13 protein-coding genes are annotated in these 20,688 nt (G+C 44.1%); 4 read left to right on the plus strand and 9 right to left on the minus strand.

What is annotated here, in order from left to right; all coding sequences use genetic code 11:
* Window positions 1–102 precede the first annotated feature (102 nt).
* The 5 genes from NQ565_RS00260 to NQ565_RS00280 form a co-directional block, all read right to left on the minus strand.
* On the minus strand, window positions 103–1,245 hold the full coding sequence (locus NQ565_RS00260; RefSeq protein WP_005657424.1) for a dienelactone hydrolase family protein: 1,143 nt from the start codon (window positions 1,243–1,245) through the stop codon (window positions 103–105).
* A gap of 14 nt (window positions 1,246–1,259) precedes the next feature.
* Window positions 1,260–2,792, minus strand: a complete 1,533-nt coding sequence (locus NQ565_RS00265) for a RagB/SusD family nutrient uptake outer membrane protein (protein WP_005657426.1) — start codon at window positions 2,790–2,792, stop codon at window positions 1,260–1,262.
* Window positions 2,793–2,812: 20 nt separating this feature from the next.
* Window positions 2,813–5,806: a SusC/RagA family TonB-linked outer membrane protein gene (locus NQ565_RS00270; protein ID WP_005657428.1), complete on the minus strand. Its 2,994-nt coding sequence runs from the start codon at window positions 5,804–5,806 to the stop codon at window positions 2,813–2,815.
* Window positions 5,807–6,119: 313 nt separating this feature from the next.
* A complete protein-coding gene (locus NQ565_RS00275; RefSeq protein WP_005657430.1) occupies window positions 6,120–7,439 on the minus strand; it encodes an acetylxylan esterase in 1,320 nt (439 codons plus the stop codon).
* 19 nt (window positions 7,440–7,458) lie between these two features.
* Entirely contained in the window at window positions 7,459–9,225 is a 1,767-nt protein-coding gene (locus tag NQ565_RS00280; protein WP_005657432.1) for a pectinesterase family protein, read from the minus strand.
* A 59-nt stretch (window positions 9,226–9,284) separates the two neighbouring features.
* Here NQ565_RS00280 and NQ565_RS00285 point away from each other — a divergent pair, with 59 nt between their 5' ends.
* The gene (locus NQ565_RS00285; RefSeq protein WP_005657434.1) at window positions 9,285–9,632 is read left to right on the plus strand and encodes a cupin domain-containing protein; all 348 of its coding nucleotides are present in this window, start codon (window positions 9,285–9,287) and stop codon (window positions 9,630–9,632) included.
* Between the two features lie 7 nt (window positions 9,633–9,639).
* Here NQ565_RS00285 and NQ565_RS00290 read toward each other — a convergent pair whose 3' ends face one another.
* Both NQ565_RS00290 and NQ565_RS00295 read right to left on the minus strand, forming a co-directional pair.
* Window positions 9,640–10,611 (minus strand): pectinesterase family protein, encoded by a 972-nt coding sequence (locus NQ565_RS00290; RefSeq protein ID WP_005657436.1) that lies wholly within the window; start codon window positions 10,609–10,611, stop codon window positions 9,640–9,642.
* Window positions 10,608–11,831 carry a glycoside hydrolase family 88/105 protein gene (locus NQ565_RS00295; protein WP_005657439.1) on the minus strand — a complete coding sequence of 408 codons (1,224 nt, stop codon included), beginning with the start codon at window positions 11,829–11,831 and terminating at the stop codon, window positions 10,608–10,610. Before NQ565_RS00295 ends, NQ565_RS00290 begins: the two co-directional genes overlap by 4 nt.
* Before the next feature lie 292 nt (window positions 11,832–12,123).
* Here NQ565_RS00295 and NQ565_RS00300 point away from each other — a divergent pair, with 292 nt between their 5' ends.
* The 3 genes from NQ565_RS00300 to NQ565_RS00310 all read left to right on the plus strand — a co-directional run bounded on the left by NQ565_RS00300 (window position 12,124) and on the right by NQ565_RS00310 (window position 16,105).
* Window positions 12,124–13,497: a PTS galactitol transporter subunit IIC gene (locus NQ565_RS00300; protein ID WP_005657443.1), complete on the plus strand. Its 1,374-nt coding sequence runs from the start codon at window positions 12,124–12,126 to the stop codon at window positions 13,495–13,497.
* Window positions 13,498–13,542: 45 nt separating this feature from the next.
* The gene (kduI, locus tag NQ565_RS00305) at window positions 13,543–14,499 is read left to right on the plus strand and encodes a 5-dehydro-4-deoxy-D-glucuronate isomerase (RefSeq protein WP_005657444.1); all 957 of its coding nucleotides are present in this window, start codon (window positions 13,543–13,545) and stop codon (window positions 14,497–14,499) included.
* A gap of 142 nt (window positions 14,500–14,641) precedes the next feature.
* Window positions 14,642–16,105: an MFS transporter gene (locus tag NQ565_RS00310; protein WP_005657446.1), complete on the plus strand. Its 1,464-nt coding sequence runs from the start codon at window positions 14,642–14,644 to the stop codon at window positions 16,103–16,105.
* A 315-nt stretch (window positions 16,106–16,420) separates the two neighbouring features.
* Here the strand turns inward: NQ565_RS00310 and NQ565_RS00315 are convergent, their stop codons facing one another.
* Both NQ565_RS00315 and tatC read right to left on the minus strand, forming a co-directional pair.
* Window positions 16,421–19,843, minus strand: a complete 3,423-nt coding sequence (locus NQ565_RS00315) for an AAA domain-containing protein (RefSeq protein WP_005657448.1) — start codon at window positions 19,841–19,843, stop codon at window positions 16,421–16,423.
* A complete protein-coding gene (gene tatC / locus NQ565_RS00320; protein WP_016661900.1) occupies window positions 19,840–20,664 on the minus strand; it encodes a twin-arginine translocase subunit TatC in 825 nt (274 codons plus the stop codon). Before tatC ends, NQ565_RS00315 begins: the two co-directional genes overlap by 4 nt.
* Window positions 20,665–20,688 lie beyond the last annotated feature (24 nt).

Genomic DNA, 20,688 nt, shown 5'->3' on the forward strand with positions numbered 1-20,688 from the left:
GATATCGAATGCATTTTGCTCCTTCTCTGGCAAAACCTTGCCAAAGAAGGGGCTAAATGTTGCCAAGGCTGCGGCAAGACACCTTTGCTACCAGCCTTTGATCTACAGACTTTTATTCAAGAATGACAAAACAGCTTCCTGCACCTTTATCCCGCAGTCATGCGGCATATCCCATAACTCAGTAACAAGTTTATCACCTGCCGAACGGCTTTCCCATACCTTCCTCATTTCGGCAAAAGCCGCATTGACACCCACCGGAGGAAACAATTTATCATGCTCGCCATTCAGGAAAAACATGGGCTTGGGACAAGCTATGGAAGCGATATGCGGATAATCCAGATAACGTCTGATACCCGGCAACATATTGGCAAAGCCTCCTCTTTCGCGTCCATACTCCCACGAGAACTGGCAATCCGTAGTCACCATCCAGCAAACTGCTGCACCTGCCTTTACTTTATCTGTCAGCGCCGAAAGCATCCAGGCACGGTAAGCTCCCATGGAGAAGCCCATACAACCGATGCGTTCAGGGTCAACTTCCGGCAATGTCGCCAGGAAATCAGTGGTATACATGTCTTCATAGTTCATAAAAGCACTCCAACTACGTCCCAACATCATAAAGTTACCCGCTACAGCCATATGACTGTCACCGTCAATCCCTTCTTTACGCCCGCGTTCGCCCCAGAATATGGCATCAATAGAGATAACCACATAACCATGAATCGCCAGATAATCGCCTACATATTGCCCACCATAGCATTGTTTAGCCCATGCATCAGCATCAGCTAACACCTCAGAAGACACACCGAAGGGACGGATCATTTTCTCTTTACCAATTGTATAATGACCTCCGTGGTCATGAAGAAGTACAACTGCCGGAAATGGTCCTTCGCCGTCAGGAACCAGCATATAGGCATTCACACGCGAATAGCCCGTCAGGTTGAAACGCAGTTTCCTTGCTTTATACCCATCCCGTTGTTCTTCCGCAACTACCTCCAATTTATAATCAGTAGTATAAGGAGGCGGGGCCAACATGGCATCCAGCACTGCATTACGCGCCTTCTTACGCCATTTCTTAAAGTTCTTGACCGGACTGTTTCCCCAAGCCATAGGGTACGTCAACTCTTGCTTTAGCTGGTCCAAAAAAACCGGCATCTCTCTCTCCAGCTCGTAGCCGGATAAATGCTGAGAAAGGGCAGCCACCGAAGTGACCAGCCCTAACACGCAAAGAATGATAGTTTTTATCATACTAAAAACATATATTAATAATTCGGATTTTGTTTCAAATTAGGATTATTATTCAACTGAATGGCAGGTATTGGATAAATTCCTCTCCACTCTTCTGTTACACCGGTTTTATAAAACCAAGTATCTGTGAAGTAAGATCCAAAACGAATCATATCACGGCGACGTTGATTCTCCCAAATGAATTCACGGGCGCGTTCTTCTTCTATCTTTTTCAGGGTCAGTTCATCCCAATCGGCCACTCCGCTACGCCGACGCACCTGATTGACCAATTCGAGTGCTTCGTCCAACTGTATTCCTTGCCTGAACAAAGCCTCAGCCTTCATAAGAAGAACATTGGAATAGCGTTCCAAAATATAATCATTATCCGCTTTACTGCCGGACCATGCCACACCTATCGGTGAATACTTCAATACCCTGTAGCCTTCATTATCCTGTGCGGCAACCATATCCTTGATAGTTGTCAGTACGAGTTGAGTACCTTTATCATCACATAGCGGAGTCACTCCATCCTGATAATACTGAGGACCATATTCCAGAAGTTCCAGACGTTCATCACCTTCTTCATATCTCTTCAAGGCATCATCAGTGAAGCAATATCCATTGGCCGGAGCAAAAGATAAGTTATACTTTTTCTGGTCGAGAGCATGCTGAGTATAAAGTATAAACTCATTTCCATCCACACCTTTCGACGGGTCTACTGCAAAGGAAGAAATGACTTCCGTCGAGTTTGCTTCGTTGGTGGCAAGGAAACAGTCTCCCACTTTATTTTCCAGTGAATAGGCATTGGTTCCGATAACATGATCACACATCGTCACCACATCAGCCCAATGAGCCTCGCCGGCATACACCTCAGCATTCAGGTAGACGGAAGCCAACGCTGTATATACCGCCTCTTTTGTCAAACGAGGATAATAAGCAGTACGATTCACTTCTTTAATGGAAGGCAACTCCGCAGCCGCCTCTGTAAACTCTTTTACCACGAATTCATAAACTTCCTTTCTGGATGCAGTTTTCGGCAAATCATTCGCATCCACTTTAGCTTCTGTGAAAAGAGGAACATTTCCGAAATAATCCATCGCGTAATAATATCCGTAGGCACGAAGAGCCCGTGTCTCTGCAATCAGGGCTTTCAAGTCATCTTTCATGGGAGAGGCTTCCATGCTGGCTATCACAGCATTGGCAGCGCCGATTCCCGGAAACAAATAGGTTCCCCAGCAGGTTTCAAGACGGGCATTATCCGGTGTTATCTTATGCGCCATTATCTGCATATTGCTTTCGTCATACCAACCACCACTGGCACGCCCCGGACAGAAAAACTCATCTGTACCAAACTCTCCTATTCGCCAGCCATCACCGCCAGCTCTGGACATATATGCCAAATATTGATATACACCGACTACAGAAGAGAGAGCCTCTTCTTCTGTCTGATAATAGGTCTCAGGAGAAAGTCTGCCATATAACTCTTCATCCAAATTAAGGCAACCGGACAACATACTGATTCCGACGCCACAAGCAACTATGCTTTTAAATATTCTTTTTGTTTTCATCTTCTGATAATAAATTAAGGTTAAAATGAAACGTTGATACCCATTGTGAAAGTACGTGCTTTTGGATAACTCAGATAGTCGACACCCATCGGAGCTACGCCAGTTCTTGAAACTTCGGAGTTTACTTCAGGGTCCAGACCAGAATATCCGGTGATGGTGAACAGATTCTGACCGGAGACAAATACACGTGCATGGGTAATACGCAACGGTTTGAAACTGAAATCATAACCCAAAGAAAGATTATCCATACGCAGGAACGAACCATCTTCTATAAATCTGGAAGAGAACACCTTGGCTTCTTCACGGTTCACACCAGCGGTCACAGCTTCTTTCAACACATTTCTACCCGGCAGGTTATTCAGATAAGCAAGATTATTCGCCGTACAGTTATATACATCATTGCCTACACTACCGCGCAGATTCATGCTCAAACTCCAGTTTTTATAGCGCAAAGTGGTAGAGATGCCGTATGTAAAGTCGGGCTGTGCACAACCGATGATTTCAGACTCACCATCATTGGCAAATTGTTCTTTTCCATCCTTGATGCCAATAAACTTCTTTCCATAAAAGGTTCCCAAAGGTTGTCCCGGCATAACCAACTGGGCATAAGAACCGGAAAGACCCTGCCCCTGACAAGGAGCCACCTTCATATTTTCACCGGTCCACTTATCATTCGACAGACTTATCAACTCATTCTTATTACGACTGAAGTTCAGATTTATATCCCATGAGAAATCCTTTGTACGCAACACATCGAATCCCAAATCAATTTCAATACCCTGATTCTTTACAGAACCTACATTAGCAATCTGCGAAGTAATCAAAGACGGAGAAGGAACAGCTACGGAAAGCAGCAAATCGGTGGTTTTCTTATAGTAATAATCAATACTACCATGAATTCTTCCGTTGAAAAGTCCGAAATCCAAACCTATATCCGTCTGTGCAGTCTGTTCCCACTTTATATCCGGATTGGAATATTGTTGCGGCAACACAATGGTCACTTTTTCACCGCCTACCAAATATCCGTTAGTGCTGGCTCCCAGCGTATTCAGGGAATTATAGTTGCCTATTTCCTGATTACCTGTGATACCATAGCTGACACGCAGTTTCAGGTCGGTAAGAATATCGCTATGATAGAATTCTTCTTGAGAAATTCTCCAGGAAGCTGCAGCCGAAGGAAAAACACCCCACTTGTGGTCGGCACCAAAACGGCTGGAACCATCACGACGTACAGTAGCAGTAAACAGGTATTTATCTCCATAATTATAGTTTATACGGCCATACATAGATATAAGTGTGTTACTTTCAGCAAAACTGCTTATGCTCTCCACTGTCTTTGCCGCAGCAAGGCTATACCATTTGAATGTATCAGACAAAAAGCCATAGGCACGGGTATGGTTACCTTCATCATAGAAATATTGGTAAGAGTAACCCAACATGGCATCAATAGAGTGTTTGCCAAACTTCTGATTATATTTCAGGATAGTTTCCAACAATCTAGAATAGTCTTGCAACTTTTGTACACTGACGTAGCCACCATTACCATTACCAAGCAGATTGCTTTTGGATATATAGGAATTACGCTCAATCGAATTATAAGTGTAACCCAAATTCACCTGAAACGTGAAAGGTTTGTAGAAATTCCAGTCTGCGGTCAGATTACCCAAAAACTTCCTGTTCTTACGTTCGTCCAAAATCTCCGATGCGAAAGACACCGGGTTAACACGATAAGGAGGTACATCATAGAAATCACCTTCATCATTATAGACCGGATAAGTTGGATTAAAAACATAAGCTTCGTATAGCATGCTACTTCCCATTTCACTACCAACCGTATTGGATACCGGTGCCTGATCGGCATTTGTTTCACCATAGTTCAAGTTCATGCTCAATTTTAGTTTGCCATCCAGTGCCGTATGATTAATATTCATACGGGCATTGGCACTAGTCATACCGGAACCTAACATGACTCCTTCCTGATCGCTATACCCCAAAGATGCACGGTAGTTTGTATCCTCACCCCCACTCATGAAAGAAAGGTAATGGTTCTGAGAGATTGCCGTACGAAAAATACGGTCTTGCCAGTCTGCATTATCACCTTTATCATCCAATGTCAGTCCTAAATCATTCACTGCCTTACGATATTCATCACCCGTCAATACATCCAGCTTATTGCTCACATTAGAAATACCTAAACTATAGCTATAGTCCAATTGCTTCACTCCTTTCTTTCCTTTCTTGGTAGTAATCATAATAACCCCATTAGCACCACGGGAACCATAAATGGCAGTAGCAGAAGCATCTTTCAGGATATTGATGGATTCAATGTCATTAGGGTTAATAGAAGCCAGGGGATTCACCGACTCCTGATCGAAGAAGTCCGTATTACTACCATTGGAAGCAATATGACTAGAACTTACACCAGCAGAGCTATTAATAGGTACGCCATCAATTACATATAATGGGTCATTGGAAGCGGAGATGGATGTACCTCCACGGACACGGATTGTATTAGAACCACCAGGTTTACCACTATTCTGGCTGATATTTACACCAGAAAAGGCGCCCTGCATCAACTGCTGAGGACTCAAGTCAGTACCCACCTTAAATCGGTCGCTACTAATGGAAGATACGGAACCGGTTAAATCGGACTTTTTCATTGTTCCGTAACCTACTACTACCACTTCTTCCAAAGCCTGGGCATCATCCAACAGTACTACATCAATCGTACTCTGTGAACCTACTACAATTTCTTGTGCCATATATCCTATATAAGAAAACACAAGAGTGATTTTTCCGGAGGGAACAGGCAAGGTATATTTACCATCCATATCGGTAATTGTTCCTACGCTTGAATTACCCTTCACAGTAACATTCACACCAATCAACGGCTCTTGCGTCGAGTCAGTCACCGTTCCTGTAATCGTCTTGTTTTGTGCATACAAACATTGTGTCAATATTAATGCCAATACAAAACATAACTTTCTAAAGTCAAAATGCAGTTTGTTTTTCATATTAATACATTTGGAGTTAATAAATAAAGATTCAAAGTTTCTCTATAAGATTTTGTCTTTCACCTTACTATGCAAAGAAGGGGATTATCTTGATTTTTAAGGTGAAAAATATACTCAAATCGGTTAAAAAAATAGTCTAACTAACTCAGAACGTCTCTATGGAAGAGCTTTAAACAATTATTCCACATGTTTTCTGCACATTTTTATCCTTCGGCAATCGATTATTCTACAACGGAGAGGTTTATAAAAAATCCCCTCTGATATATTACCCCAAAAATATATCAGAGAGGAAAGTACATAGAATAATTCTTGCTTATTTCATGTGTTTCAATATCCACTTCAAATGCCCATACTCCGTAGCTTCAGATGTCCAGTGTTCGTTAATAGGAGTGATTAGCGCTTCTTTGGGGCAATTCAACACATTATATACGATATAACTGGTAGTGGGCGGACAAGTATCATCATTGTATCCCCAAGTCATGTAAGTAGGAATTTTTATCCGGCGGGCAAAGTTTACTACATCATAATAAGCCATTGTATTCAGCTTATCGGCAGTATCCATACCTGCTACACGGAAGAAATGCGGATAACCTCCCGCTCTGCCAGCCTTATAGCCTGCCATATCGCTTAAAGCCGGATGATTGGCTACACACGCTGTTACCCGTGTATCCAGTCCGGCGGTAATCAATGCCAAAGCACCTCCCTGGCTACCCCCTTGCACAATGACATTCTTACCGTCCCATTCGGGTAAAGAAGTTAGAAAGTCAATACTGCGGACACATGCCAGATAAACGCGTCTCATGTAATAATTATCCTTATTATCCAGTCCGTTTGATAAATACCCGTTCTCTCTGCCGTTGAATGCATTACTGATTTCCTTGAACTCCGCTTCGGACATCTCCGGATTGAGTCCATGTATCTCCATCTCAAAACGGATACATCCCTGCTCTGCATAGTATTTATGACGAAGAGGGGCTTTGATAGTTTTGATTCCTGCACCCGGCGGACAAAGCACTATCGGGCAAGCACCTTTCTGCATATTCCGGGGACAGGTTAAATAGCCGTAAATACTTTGTCCCCGACTGTTCAACTGTAGTTTAACCAAGTAACAGTCTATCTTGTCGGTAGAATACTTTTCAACCCGCTCTTTCGTATACAACAAAGGGAAAGTTGCAATTTCAGACTTACTCTTATCCCAGAATTCATCGAAATCGGCAGGCATCTTCGTATAAGGTTGAAGTTTATCGGGCGAGAAACCTACCTTTACATGATGTTTATAAGTTTTTCCAGCGATAGTAGCCTGTAAGCGGCAATCCCGGAATCCGGGTTGCTTCATTGTGCCGATAGTAACAACGGCTCTACCATTCTTCAACGTAACAGAGCCTTTCGTATCCGAAGGCATCATGTCATCTCCAAGTTCATAACAGACAGTTACACCATCCTGCGGGATGCCGTATTTATAGAATTGTACTTCTACGGTAGCCTTCTCCCCTGTCTGATAGAGCCAATCGGCATGATTGGGTACGGTAACCCAAAGTACATCGCTCCTGTAAGGATAATTTTCCGCACTGGCAGTCAATGCCAAACCCAATAGCAGAGTAAGAACACCCAATATTGTTTTATTCTTTACCATATCAGAATTGTTTTATCAATCAACGTTTAATGTTTACCAATGCATTGCCGTTAGCAATCGGATTCCAACCGTCAGTACCGGCAAGGACGGACTCTATTTCATATCCTTCCGTATCTTTCAACTGATGGGAGAAAGCAGCGCGTGCTTTAGGATTAGCACCCGGGCCATAGCTGTCGTACTCTGCATAGAAAACGGTTTTCTCAGCATCTTTCTTATTCCAGTTATGCCAACCGACCGGAAGAATATGCTTTCCTAAATCGCAATGAATGAACACAGCCTGAGCAAAAGGACGCCACGGACGGGACAAATAAACATTCTTCACGTTGGCATCCGCAGTTAATTTGCAGTCATAAAATACATAGCCGTATTTCTGTCCTTCATCGGTAGAAGGAGCCGTGACATACCCGTCACGTTTACTATGAATATGGCAACGGTTGAATACCGCCGTAGACCAACCGAATATAAAATCGACCGTACCCTCTATATAACAATCTTCATAATACTGCCGCACTCCCTTCCCATACGTATAGAGTGTATCTTGAAATCCGAGAAAACGGCAGTTCTTGAAATAAGCACGGTCGGCACTGACAAAACAGGCAACCGCCTGCCCTACCGGACCGGATGTATTCTCGAACGTGATATTCTCCACATAAAAATCGGGCGCATAGATATAACAGGAAGATGAACCGGACGTACCTTTGTTCTCTCCAAAGAGATTCTGTTTATTGGCATAGTCGTCATAGGATATGACAGCTCCTTCCTGTCCTATCAAAGAGATATTAATCTTGCTCTCGGGCACAATCAGTTTTTCTTTATATACGCCTTTACGCACCAATATCGTGGTGCGTACATTTTTACGGAAATCGGGTACGGCATTAATAGCTTCCTGTACAGTAAAGAAATCGCCACTGCCATCCTGAGCTACCACGAAATCATAATGGCGGACATATTTTGCCAATTCCGGCACTTCTTTGGCAATGGCATCTACTGTAATACCGGCTATGACACGTGCACCGTATATGTTGAGGTGAGTATTGTCTTCACGACCTTTAGGCATGGCAGCAATTGTGTTGACGGGTACCCACATAAAGAGTTTCTTCGATTCTTTCGGTCCCAAGCTTTCTACCAAATCGTGGGTGAGTTTATTCATATCAATAAAAGGAACATTCAACTCTTTTGCTACATTGCGCGGAGAATCCAGATATGCTCCGTGCGTATCAATCAGTTTGTCTCCTTCCACCACTTTCTTTTCCTGAGAGGCGTCTTGCTTGGCATCAGGATTGATTCCCTTGCGAATATCATCCTGAAGAATAGCTTCCGCTACGGCTTTATTATCGGCCGTACCAAAGTTACGGCGCACAATGGAGTTGAACAGAACAGGAATACCGCCTTTCGCACGAGTCTCATTAACAAACTTACGCAGGTTGGCATCAAAGGTTGTTCCCGGGTCTGTATGGCGGTCGGCTTTGGGCTTTTCGTCGTTGTGCCCGAACTGAATAAAAACATAATCGCCTTTCTTTATCAGTGAAAGCACTTTGTCCCAGCGCCCCTCATCGATAAAACTCTTGGAACTGCGTCCGTTCATGGCATGATTATCCACCCGTATGTCTTCAGAAAAGAAACCGGGCAGGACATGCCCCCACCCTCTTTCGGGATTACCGCCCACCAACGACTTATTTGACATCGTAGAATCACCAATCATAAAAATGGTAATTACCGGCTTATCGGCCTTGAAAGCGGAACACAAGAAAAAAGCTGCCAACAGCAGAATCAATTTACTTTTCATGGTTTTTCAAACTTATTATTTATCGCTATATTTGTATCAGTAAAATTATCATTCACACAATGAAAAGAACAAGAAGCAATGCATTCATTCTCGAAAACGAGAAAGCATGGGAACCCGCCGGAGAGGGCGTTGTTCGTCAGATTTTGGGGTACGACGGTCAGGTAATGCTCGTCAAGGTTAAATTTGAACAAGGTGCAGTAGGTACAACACATACCCATTATCATACTCAAACAACTTATGTGGCAAGCGGTAAATTTGAATTCACGGTTAACGGTGAAAAACAAATCGTATCGGCTGGCGACGGTGTTTATATCGAACCGGATGCCGAACATGGATGCACTTGTCTGGAAGCCGGTATATTAATCGACTGCTTCAGTCCTATGAGAGCGGATTTTCTGAAACCGTAAGATAAACTTACGGTTTCCATTCACTGCATATCTTGAAAAGATAATCCGGTTCCTCATATTTTGCAACATCCTTCCGGGTCAGTTGCTTTACCCATTTTACCCGATTTGTATTATCAGCCCCCTCTCCCGTATTACCATATTCAGCATAACGGGCTGTTTTTTCATTCTTCGGATTACGCCAATTATCCCATCCTGCCGGACAGATATGTTTACCCATCTCGCAGTTAATGAACACTGTAGCTGCATAGGGACGCCACGGACGCCCCAAATAAACCTTATCAACGTCCGGTGCGGCAGTCAGCTTACAGTTCTTAAAAACATATCCCACTTCAATGTCTTTCGGAGTGGAGGCTGCCGTGATGTACGAATTGGCTTTACTATGAATCGTGCAATTATGGAACAATGCCGTAGAAGGACCGAAAATAAAATCGGTAGTACCTTCAATATAACAATTCAGGAAGCAGAGACGAGTACCTTTTGCACCGGTGTAAATAGTATCCTGATTGCCCAAAAAGCGACAATTGATAAAGACCAAGCGATCACCTTCCGTATGAAGCGCAACTGCCTGCCCCAGCCGTGCAGCATTATTCTCTATCGTCAAGTTCTTAAAAGTGATGGAACTTCCTTCCACTTTCAAAGTATAGGTACGGAAAGTTCCCATCTTATTTATATTGGCATGATCATCGTAGGTGATAATCGTATTTTCTACATTTTCACCGATGAAATCGACGTTTTCCAACCAAGAAGGAAGAACAACCTTTTCCTTATATACACCCTTTTTAACCAAAACCGTCACCTTATAATCCATAAAGGCACGGATACCCTCCATTGCTTCGGTCAGCGTACGGTAATCTCCCGTGCCGTCACGGGCTACAACAATCGTATCTTTCCACTGCTGCGCCGCGGATAACGAACCGACCCCGCAAAGCAGGGCTATTATAAAACTACACAGTGCTTTCATAGTTACTTTCGCTATCATTTCCGGTTAACAATCACTTTCACGTCCTGAAGACGTTCCCACTCCAATGATGCAAGAATAAACGGACCTACAGCTTTGGGGTCATTGTTGCGGATAGTTTCATTGATATAATAATCATAGTCTCCCGAACGATAGACCTTTCCGCCAAGTCCTGCTACGGCACAAGCCTTTGTGATGCTTACCACACCATTCTTATCCACTTCTATAAAGTTGCCAAGGATGCCCTTATATCCTTTAACTGCTACTTCCAGATAGGATTTGTCAATGTACCCTTTACGCACACCCTTGAACAGAGAATATACAAACATAGTAGAACAGGAAGATTCCAGATAATTACCCGGCGCTCCACTCTTGTCCAGTACCTGATACCACAAACCGGTCTTGGAATCTTGCAAACGCTTTATCTGAGAAGCTATTTTATTGAAGATAACCAACATGGAATCACGGCCCGCTTCATGTTTCGGAATGAAATCCAAAGCATCTACAAAGGCCATGGCATACCAGCCCATAGCGCGTCCCCAGCTATGCTTTGATTGTCCGGTAACAGGATCGGCCCAACGTTCTTTACGGCTTACGTCACAAGCATGACGGTACACATCATTTTTCGGGTCGTAAGTATGACGGGCCGCCATCAGGAATTGATTGATAACATCCGCATAATCGTCTACCTGATTGTTACGGAAAGCATATTCCGCATAGAAAGGCGCTCCCATATAAATACCATCCAGCCATACCTGATTCGGATAAATCTTCTTATGCCAAAAGCCGCCGTCGGCATTCCGGGGATGCTCATCGAGCTGACTTCTCATCAATGCAAGCGCTTTCTTATATTTCTCATCTTTCGTCTGTTCATAGATGCGGAATATAAATTTACCGGAGTTTATACGGTCAAGGCTATACTCCTCACGTTTGTACATTTTGATAGTACCATCTGCATTTACCATTGTATCGGCATAAGCCAAAGCATAATCATAGATTTTCCGATTACCGTAGCGATCATACACATCCAGCATGGATTGCAATTCCAACCCGTGACAGTAATCCCATTTCAATTTAGGCTGAAAGTCCAACTGCCAGGATTCCGGACAACGAATCATTTCGGACTCCACCATACGTACCGACCACGGCAAGTTTGAATCCACACGCTGTGCAAACATGCTTAAAGGAGAAAACAACAATAAACCGGATAGAATAAAATTACAAATAAAGTTCTTTTTCATGTAGTTGTTCTTTTTGGGTATTAGACCTTATAATTTTTCACGAAACAAAAGTAGATGTTTCTTTCCAAACACCTGTGCACTTTTTGGCGCAGAGGGTGCATTTTTTGATTTTCGTGTACGAAAACGAACAAATTTGTGCACGATAACGACAAATTTGTCCAAAATCATCCTTATTTACTATTTATTATGCCTTTACAGTTTGATTAATTAGGAAAAGGTCTTATTTTTGACCCCGATTTTCAATTCGTACTATTGTAAAACATAATCATTTATCAATTAAATCACATAAAGAATGGAACAAGTTTTCGGTTACATCATCGCTTTGGGAGCGTCTGTAATGATGCCTATTATTTTTACAATCATAGGCATGTGCATCGGTATGAAATTTGGCAAGGCTCTGAAATCAGGTCTCTTTGTCGGAGTCGGTTTTGTGGGCTTAGGCGTAGTTACCGCCCTGCTGACAACAAATTTTAATTCTCCTCTGAAAGCCATATCCGATTTGTATCACCTGCAACTGAACGTATTCGATATGGGATGGCCCGCCGCCGCTGCCGTAGCTTATAATACCGCTGTTGGTGCGCTTATCATTCCTATCTGCTTAGGCGTCAATTTCCTGATGCTTATCACCAAGACCACACGTACTGTAAACATAGACTTGTGGAACTATTGGCACTTCGCCTTCATCGGTGCTGTGGCTTATTTTGTTACCGGCCAGAATCTGGCATGGGGCTATTTCGCCGCTATCATCTGCTACATTATTACATTGGTCTGCGCAGACCTTACCGCAGAAAAATTCCAAAAGTTCTATGATTTGGACGGTATCTCTATTCCCCAGCCTTTCTGCCAGAGTTTCACACCGTTTGCCATACTTATCAATAAGGCATTAGATAAAATTCCCGGTTTCTCCAAGCTGGAAATCGATGCAGAAGGCATGAAGAAAAAGTTCGGTGTAATAGGTGAACCGCTGGTATTGGGAGTTATCGTAGGTATGCTGATAGGCTGGGCAGCCCAACTCGACATCAAGAAAGTTCTCTTCCTGGGTATCACAATGGGAGCCGTAATGGAACTCATCCCCCGCATCACTTCTCTGTTTATCGAAGGATTGAAGCCTATCTCCGAAAAGACTTCGGAACTGGTAAAAGCTAAATTCAACGGTAAGAAAGTACATATCGGTATGAGCCCGGCACTGGTTATCGGCCACCCCGCTACATTGGTGGCATCGGTTATCCTGATTCCCGTTATCCTGGCACTTGCCGTATTCCTGCCGGGTAATCAGTTCCTGCCATTGGCCTCACTTGCAGGTATGTTCTATCTGTTTCCGATGATATTGCCCTTTACTAAAGGAAATGTATTGAAGACACTTATTATCGGTCTTATCACTCTTATTTTAGGTTTGTATTTCGTAACCGATATGGCACCGGACTTCACGCTGGCAGCCAATCAGGTATATGCCGAAACACACGATCCTACGGCACACATTCCTGAAGGATTTGATGGCGGTTCCATCGACTTTGCCGCTTCTTTCTTCGGCTGGACTATATATAGAGGTGTAAAACTCTCGTATGTAGGTGCTGCACTGCTGGTACTGGTAGCAATAACCATGATGTTCATCAACCGTCGCATCATTGTCCGCAGTGAAAAAGAAGCTAAAGAGAGTGCTAAATAAAAAAGTAATCATTAAGCATATTAATATTTAAAGTTTATATCAGACATGAAAAAATTAGCAATTGCCCTGATGTTGGGTGCAGCCGCAGTTACGGCTTCCGCCCAAGTAAATTACACTGTGCAGACAGCCTGCCATCCATTGGACGTAAAGCATTATGACACACAACGTCTCCGTAGCTCTTTTATGATGAGCAAAGTAATGGCTCCGGACGAAATCAATGTTACTTACACCCTCTATGACCGTTTGATTTACGGAGGTGCAATGCCTGTAAACAAAGTATTGAAACTGGAGACTTTCCGTGAGTTGGGTCCTGAAATCACTTACTTCCTCGAACGTCGCGAGTTGGGTGTTATCAACACCGGTGGCGATGGAGTAGTTACCGTAGACGGTAAAGAATACCCCATGAAGTATAAAGAAGCTCTTTATGTAGGTTGTGGCAATAAAGAAGTAACTTTCAAGAGCAACGATGCTGCCAACCCTGCCAAATTCTATATCAACTCGGCTCCGGCTTACAAACCTTACGTTACTCAGTTGATTACAACCGATGCCAAACTTCAAAAGGCCAATCCTAAAAAATATGCTTTGGGCATTTCCGACCATTACGGAAAAATGGAAGACAGCAACGACCGTATCGTAAACCAGCTGATTGTAAAAGATGTTTTGGAAAGAGTGAAAAACGGCGGTACAAACCAATTACAGATGGGACTTACCGAGCTTGCTCCGGGTTCTGTATGGAATACCATGCCTGCCCATACTCACACACGTCGTATGGAAGCCTATTACTACTTCAACCTGGCTCCGGGAAATGCAATTTGCCACTTAATGGGTGAGCCTCAAGAAGAACGCCTGATTTGGTTACACAACGAGCAGGCCATCACTTCTCCCGAATGGAGCATCCACGCAGCTGCAGGCACCAGCAACTATACTTTCATCTGGGGTATGGGAGGTGAGAACCTGAAGTACAGCGACAAAGATGAAATCAAATACACAGATATGAAATAATATCCGTAGACAAGAAAATAGGCATGGTTGTTCTCAACTATGCCTATTTTTGTCATTTTCTCCATGATTTCTACCAAATATTACACATACACATAACACAAGAACGCGTATTTTTGCGACATTATAAATTAAATCTATTATCATGAGTACAAATCAGAACACATTGGGCAAAATGTCTAACTATCGCTGGACAATTTGCGCCATGTTATTCTTCGCGACAACAGTTAATTATCTCGACCGACAAGTATTATCACTTACCTGGAAAGATTTTATCGCCCCGGAATTCCATTGGACAGATGCCGATTATGGAGATATCACAGCCGTATTTTCCATAGTATATGCCATTGCAAACTTATTTGCCGGACGCTTCATCGATTGGTTAGGAACCAAAAAAGGTTATCTCTGGGCTATCTTCGTATGGTCATTAGGAGCTTGCCTGCATGCTGTTTGCGGATGGGCAACCGAACATGTAGTGGGCATTCATGATGCCGCTGCCATGATTTCCGCAACAGGTGCCGTAGCATCGACCATTGCCATTACCAGTGTTTACTTTTTCATCGCTGCCCGTGTGATATTGAGCGTCGGTGAAGCCGGAAACTTCCCCGCAGCAATTAAAGTCACCGCCGAGTATTTTCCGAAAAAAGACCGTGCATTCTCAACTTCCATTTTCAATGCCGGCGCCACAGTAGGTGCTTTAATAGCTCCTGTCACCATCCCCTCTTTAGCACGGTACTTCCAAAGCATCGGTGTAGGCAACGGCTGGGAAATGGCGTTCATCGTCATCGGTGGATTAGGCTTCGTCTGGATGGGCATGTGGATGTTCATGTATAAGAAACCTCATGAAAACCCGCGCGTCAATGCAGCAGAAATTGCTTATATCGAACAAGATAAACTCAGAGAAGAAGACAAGGCTGTCTCTGAAAAGCCTGAAAGAAAGATGTCGTTTATGGAATGTCTCCAATACCCTCAGGCATGGGCTTTTGCCATCGGTAAATTCATGACCGACGGTGTATGGTGGTTCTTCCTGTTTTGGACTCCGGCCTACATCTCCGATGTCTACGGATTCTCTTCGGACAGCGGAACGGCACAGTTGCTGATATTCGTACTTTATGCCATTACCATGCTGTCTATCTATGGTGGAAAACTGCCTACCATCATCATAAACAAAACCGGTATGAATCCGTATGCAGCCCGCATGCGAGCCATGTTCATCTTTGCTTTGTTCCCGTTACTCGCACTATTTGCACAACCGTTAGGAGAATACTCCTATTGGTATCCGATTATCATTATAGGTATTGCCGGAGCAGCTCACCAATCCTGGTCTGCCAACATCTACTCCGTAGTGGGCGATATGTTCCCCAAAAGTGCAGTAGCTACCATTACCGGATTGGGAGGTATGGCGGGCGGTATCGGCTCGTTCCTCATCAACAAAGGCTCGGGCACACTGTTTACTTACGCTGATGAAACCCAGATGATGTTCATGGGATTCGAAGGCAAGGCAGCCGGATACTTCATCATATTCTGCATCTGTGCCGTTGCTTACCTTATCGGCTGGTGCATCATGAAGCTTCTGGTACCGAAATACAAACCCATCGTACTGAACTGATACAGACAGAATATATAGATATAAAAAAAAGCTCTTTCGCATGAAAGAGCTTTTTTTTATATCCTCTTGGCAATATAAGATTTGTCGGTAAATTCTGAGAGAACAAGAATTAAGGGATAAAAAAAAGGGAAGTCTCACGACTTCCACAATTCTTCTAACCTTAAATCTAAATCTCTATGAAAAAAACGTGCTGCAAAGATAAGGCTTTATAACACACGATGTTATTAATAAAGCATATAAAGAGAAAGAAAATATTTAAGATTTATTAAATGAAGAAATAGCTGCAATCTACGGCAATAGGAAACGTTTCGTACCTTATGAATCACAACTTTTCAACAGTTGCGCATAGATTGGATTCTGCTCCAACAATTGTCGGACTCCGATTATAAACATCTGCTTGCGCGCTCTGGTTAAAGCCACATTCAGCTTACGGTCTATCCGTATTCCGTTCTCCTCTGTCAGATTGGCAAGAAATCTCAGCTGAGACAACCTGTTCACACAGAAAGAGTAAATGATGACATCACGTTCGCTTCCCTGAAAACGCTCCACCGTATCTACCAGGATTTCATTCAAGGCTGGAATTCCCAAAGCTTCTATTTCTTTCTTTATCAAAGCTATCTGACTACGATAAGGGGTTATTACTCCCAAAGTAGAAGCTGCGCTGAAGCATCCCTCGGCAAATGTATACTGCCGATAGACAGCAGCAGCCAGTCCGGCTACGATTTTTGCTTCCGAACGGTTCATCTTTGCCGACTGCATAGGCGGTTCGGGAACGGACGGAAGAAAAGCTACCCGCCGGGTCAGCAAAGCGGCAAATTCATCAGCAGAAAGCTGAGGAGACAGTTTAAGAACCCCTGTTTGATGTTCCAATCCTACCGGCTGTAACAACCCGCCATAGAAAGCACGGTTCGGAAAAGCTGCAACTTCCACATTCATACGTCCCTGGCGACAAAGCATATCAAGAGAATTGAAAGCTGAAAACCGGGAGTTGAAAGCAGAGGTTTGCCGACCGCCAACCGCCTGTTGCCTAATGGCATTCCGATAAAGACGTTCAAAAAGAGAATCTTTCAAGTTATGCAAACCGATGCCCCGCAAACCTTCATCCTGAATTTCCGATTGCTCCGATGACTGGAGTACAACAGCCGGCAATTGTTTATGGTCACCTATCAGGACAAACTTCCCTATAGCATTCCCGCCGGTAACGCCGCGCATGCAAAGCAATCCCAACAGTTGCGGCTCCAATATCTGAGTAGCCTCATCTATCAAGGCCACATCAAAAGTCTTCAAACGGAACAATTCGGTCTTGGCAGACAGTGTAGCAACCGTTCCCACAAAAATTCGGCAACGCGCCATACGCTCCTGCACCTCCCGGCGTGTAGAGCAAGACTCCAACACGTTTTCTATCAAATGCGGACGATACACGCCGTCACAGGAAAGTTCACTGCCGATACGTATGAAGTCGACCTCCGGTGTAATGGCTGTCAACATCTTACATATCTCGTCCACTGCCCGGTTAGTATATGAAAGCAAAAGTATTTCTTTCCCTTCCCTATAAAAAGCCTCTACCATGCTGCGCAGAGCGCGAGAGGTCTTACCGGTTCCCGGCGGACCTACCAGCAAGAAATAGTCTTTAGCAGCTTGCGCCTTCAAAGTAATGCGTACAAAATCATCGGCAGCAGCCGATATAGCTCCGTTAAGGGCAGTATCAAATTCCGGTTTACGTTGATTCAGCAACAAATCCCGACGGTCTTTCGTTGCAGACAAAAAGGCCGACAATCCCCAATACATGCAGCGAAAAGAGGTATCCATATAATCATGTTCTATTGCATAGCGGCTTTCCATTGGCAAGACCCTGACGTTCTGTTGTGCCGCACGGAGTCTGATACGGATATTGCAATCGGAAATTTCCTCGATATTCCCCTTAAACACCATTTTATTGGTAACGTTATCTTCACTGACATTCCGCTCATACAGAACAATGGCATCTCCTTGCCGGAAATTGGGCAAAGTATCAATATCCGTATGTGTACGCTTCAGCAGTAAATAAGGTTTATGAATATCCGCCGCACAATTTTGCCGTATCGCCAAATCATATAAAATCTCTCCGTTCTCGCTTTTCTCCTCTAAAGTAGCAAGCCATAAAGCAGATGCGCCGGTGCGTCCTTCATACTCCACATCACCGGATTTTGAAGTATAGAGTTCTTTTGTTATAAAATTGTACAACGCATAGAAATACGACTGTTCCAATGGAGACAACGCATGAATCTTCTGTGTCACCGCATCGATGGAAGGATACAGATAACGTTTCCACAAGGTATTATCCAGTTGCCGCTCATTCAGAGTTCCCGGAGCAATATCGCGCAGACGCTCTGCCGTATATTGCAGACTATTGCGCAACTGGATGCCGTATTCATTCGCTACAATACGGTTCCGGACATCCATTACCCGGCGCAGCATTGCCCACGAAGGACGTGCCGGATAGAGCAACGGATAGCGTGTATAGAGCAAATACGGCTTCACCCGATGATGTTCTTTCCCCATGGCATACTCCAATACCGCCTGATACAGCAGCATCTGTACCCTATTGTTCTCTTTAGGTTCTACCTTACCCCGGATAGCATATTCATCCGCCTTACCCGATTTCATTTCGATGAAAGACGACATATCACGCTGCATATAATCCAAGCGTCCCTGCAAACCTAACGCCTCACATATATAAGACGGTTCCAGCACGGCATCCGTTTTGTCCAGTTCATACCCCGAAGCCCGGAAAGTATCTGTAACAGTTTGCCGGATATTATCAAAATGCCGTTTACAGTCGGCAAAGAATTCACGTTCTTTCTCCCGGTCGCGCAAATCTGCGCAGGCAGCCAGTTCAATGGGATATGAGCGGAACGCTTTCTTCATACATTCCAGATAGTCAGGTTCACTTTCCGCATGAATCCATTCGTCCAAAAAGAGGTTGGCTATATTACCCAACAAAAGAGGGCGGGTATTGTCGGGCATCTGCAACCTTGCCAGCATATAGTTTGCCGGGTGATGGCCATATTCCCTGAAACATTCTGCCAATGAGCTGATATCAAGCAGATAATCCGGTTCTAAAATAATGAAAGAGGGTGTAAGCACACCTGCCTCATCTACTGCCACATCCAGCAGATTAATCTGGGCATGCCGCCACAACAAACCACAAGTCTCAGCAAATTCATCATTGATTTGAGGCACATTATAACGTACCCGCAACGGTTCGTCCGCCACGCTATCCACAGGCAGTACATACAGATAATCCGTATCGGCATACTGAAAATTGACGCGCATACGCCGTACACGCTCCTTTGCCAGGGGAGCTGGAATGTACGTGGCATCAGCCTGCGGAAAGAGACGATACAGGTCTGCCGGAATATCTTCACCGGTTATACGTTTCACAAAGAAAGATACTGTCTTGGCATCACGCAGCAGTTTTTCGCGTGAAGGCTCTGCCTGGCGATTAAGGACGGCATTAGAGGCAAGCCGGAAAGTATGCAGGCGATTTTGCTCTGCAACGGTCAGCCCCAGCTTGGAAGATACAAAATTGATACGGGCGGCAAGGTCGGTCATTTGCAGACTGCTATCCGTCATTTGCGTACGGCATAAATGCTCAAGCAGTTCCCGCAATTGACGGTAAGCGGTTCCCAAAGAAGAGTCATCTGCACGACAGACTTCCCGCAGTAAATAAAAATATTCCTCTATTTCAGCATTCATCTCTCTCCGGTCTCTATAATCTCCTCGGTTTCATCCGCTTTCTTGTCCTTAATCATCAGGATACTCATTTCATAAAGAAGATAGAGCGGAACGGCAACGACGGTCAGTGTAAACGGGTCGCCAGTGGGAGTTATGACAGCGGCAACAATAACAATGATAACCACTGCATGGCGACGATACTTCCGCAGGAATGTCTTATGCACCAACCCCAGCAACGAAAGCAACCACGTTACCAACGGAAGTTCAAAAGCAAGTCCCATGCAGAGTACCAGCATCATAAAATTGTCGATGTACGAATTGAGAGAAATCTGGTTCTCTATCGTTGCGCTAAGCTGGTAAGTGGATAGAAAACGTAAGGTCAGCGGATATACCATAAAGTAACCCAGCAACACTCCTACAAAAAACATCACCGTACCCAGACCGAGTGCTTTCCGTACCCCTTTGCGCTCGTTGGGATAGAGTGCGGGACTGACAAACCGCCATATCTCGAAGAATACATATGGCGCAGCCGTCACCACCGACATCCAAAATGCTGTAGATATATGGATGAAAAACGGTGCGGCCAGATTAATATTTATCAATTTTATCTGGAACTCCTGCGTAAAGAATTCGTCATGCAAGTCAAATACTTCACCGATATAACGCAGCAAATCATAAAAGATGAAATCATTATGGCAAGGAGCCAGCACTACATTATCAAACAGATAAGGCATCGCAATGAAATAACCCACAGCCAACACAAACCATACACCAAGAATGCGGAACAGCACCCGGCGCAGTTCGTCCAAATGATCCCAGAAGGTTAACTCTTTATCTGCCATAAACATAAACAGCGATAGAGTGAC

Source organism: Bacteroides stercoris ATCC 43183 (assembly GCF_025147325.1).
Classification (GTDB): Bacteria; Bacteroidota; Bacteroidia; order Bacteroidales; family Bacteroidaceae; genus Bacteroides; species Bacteroides stercoris.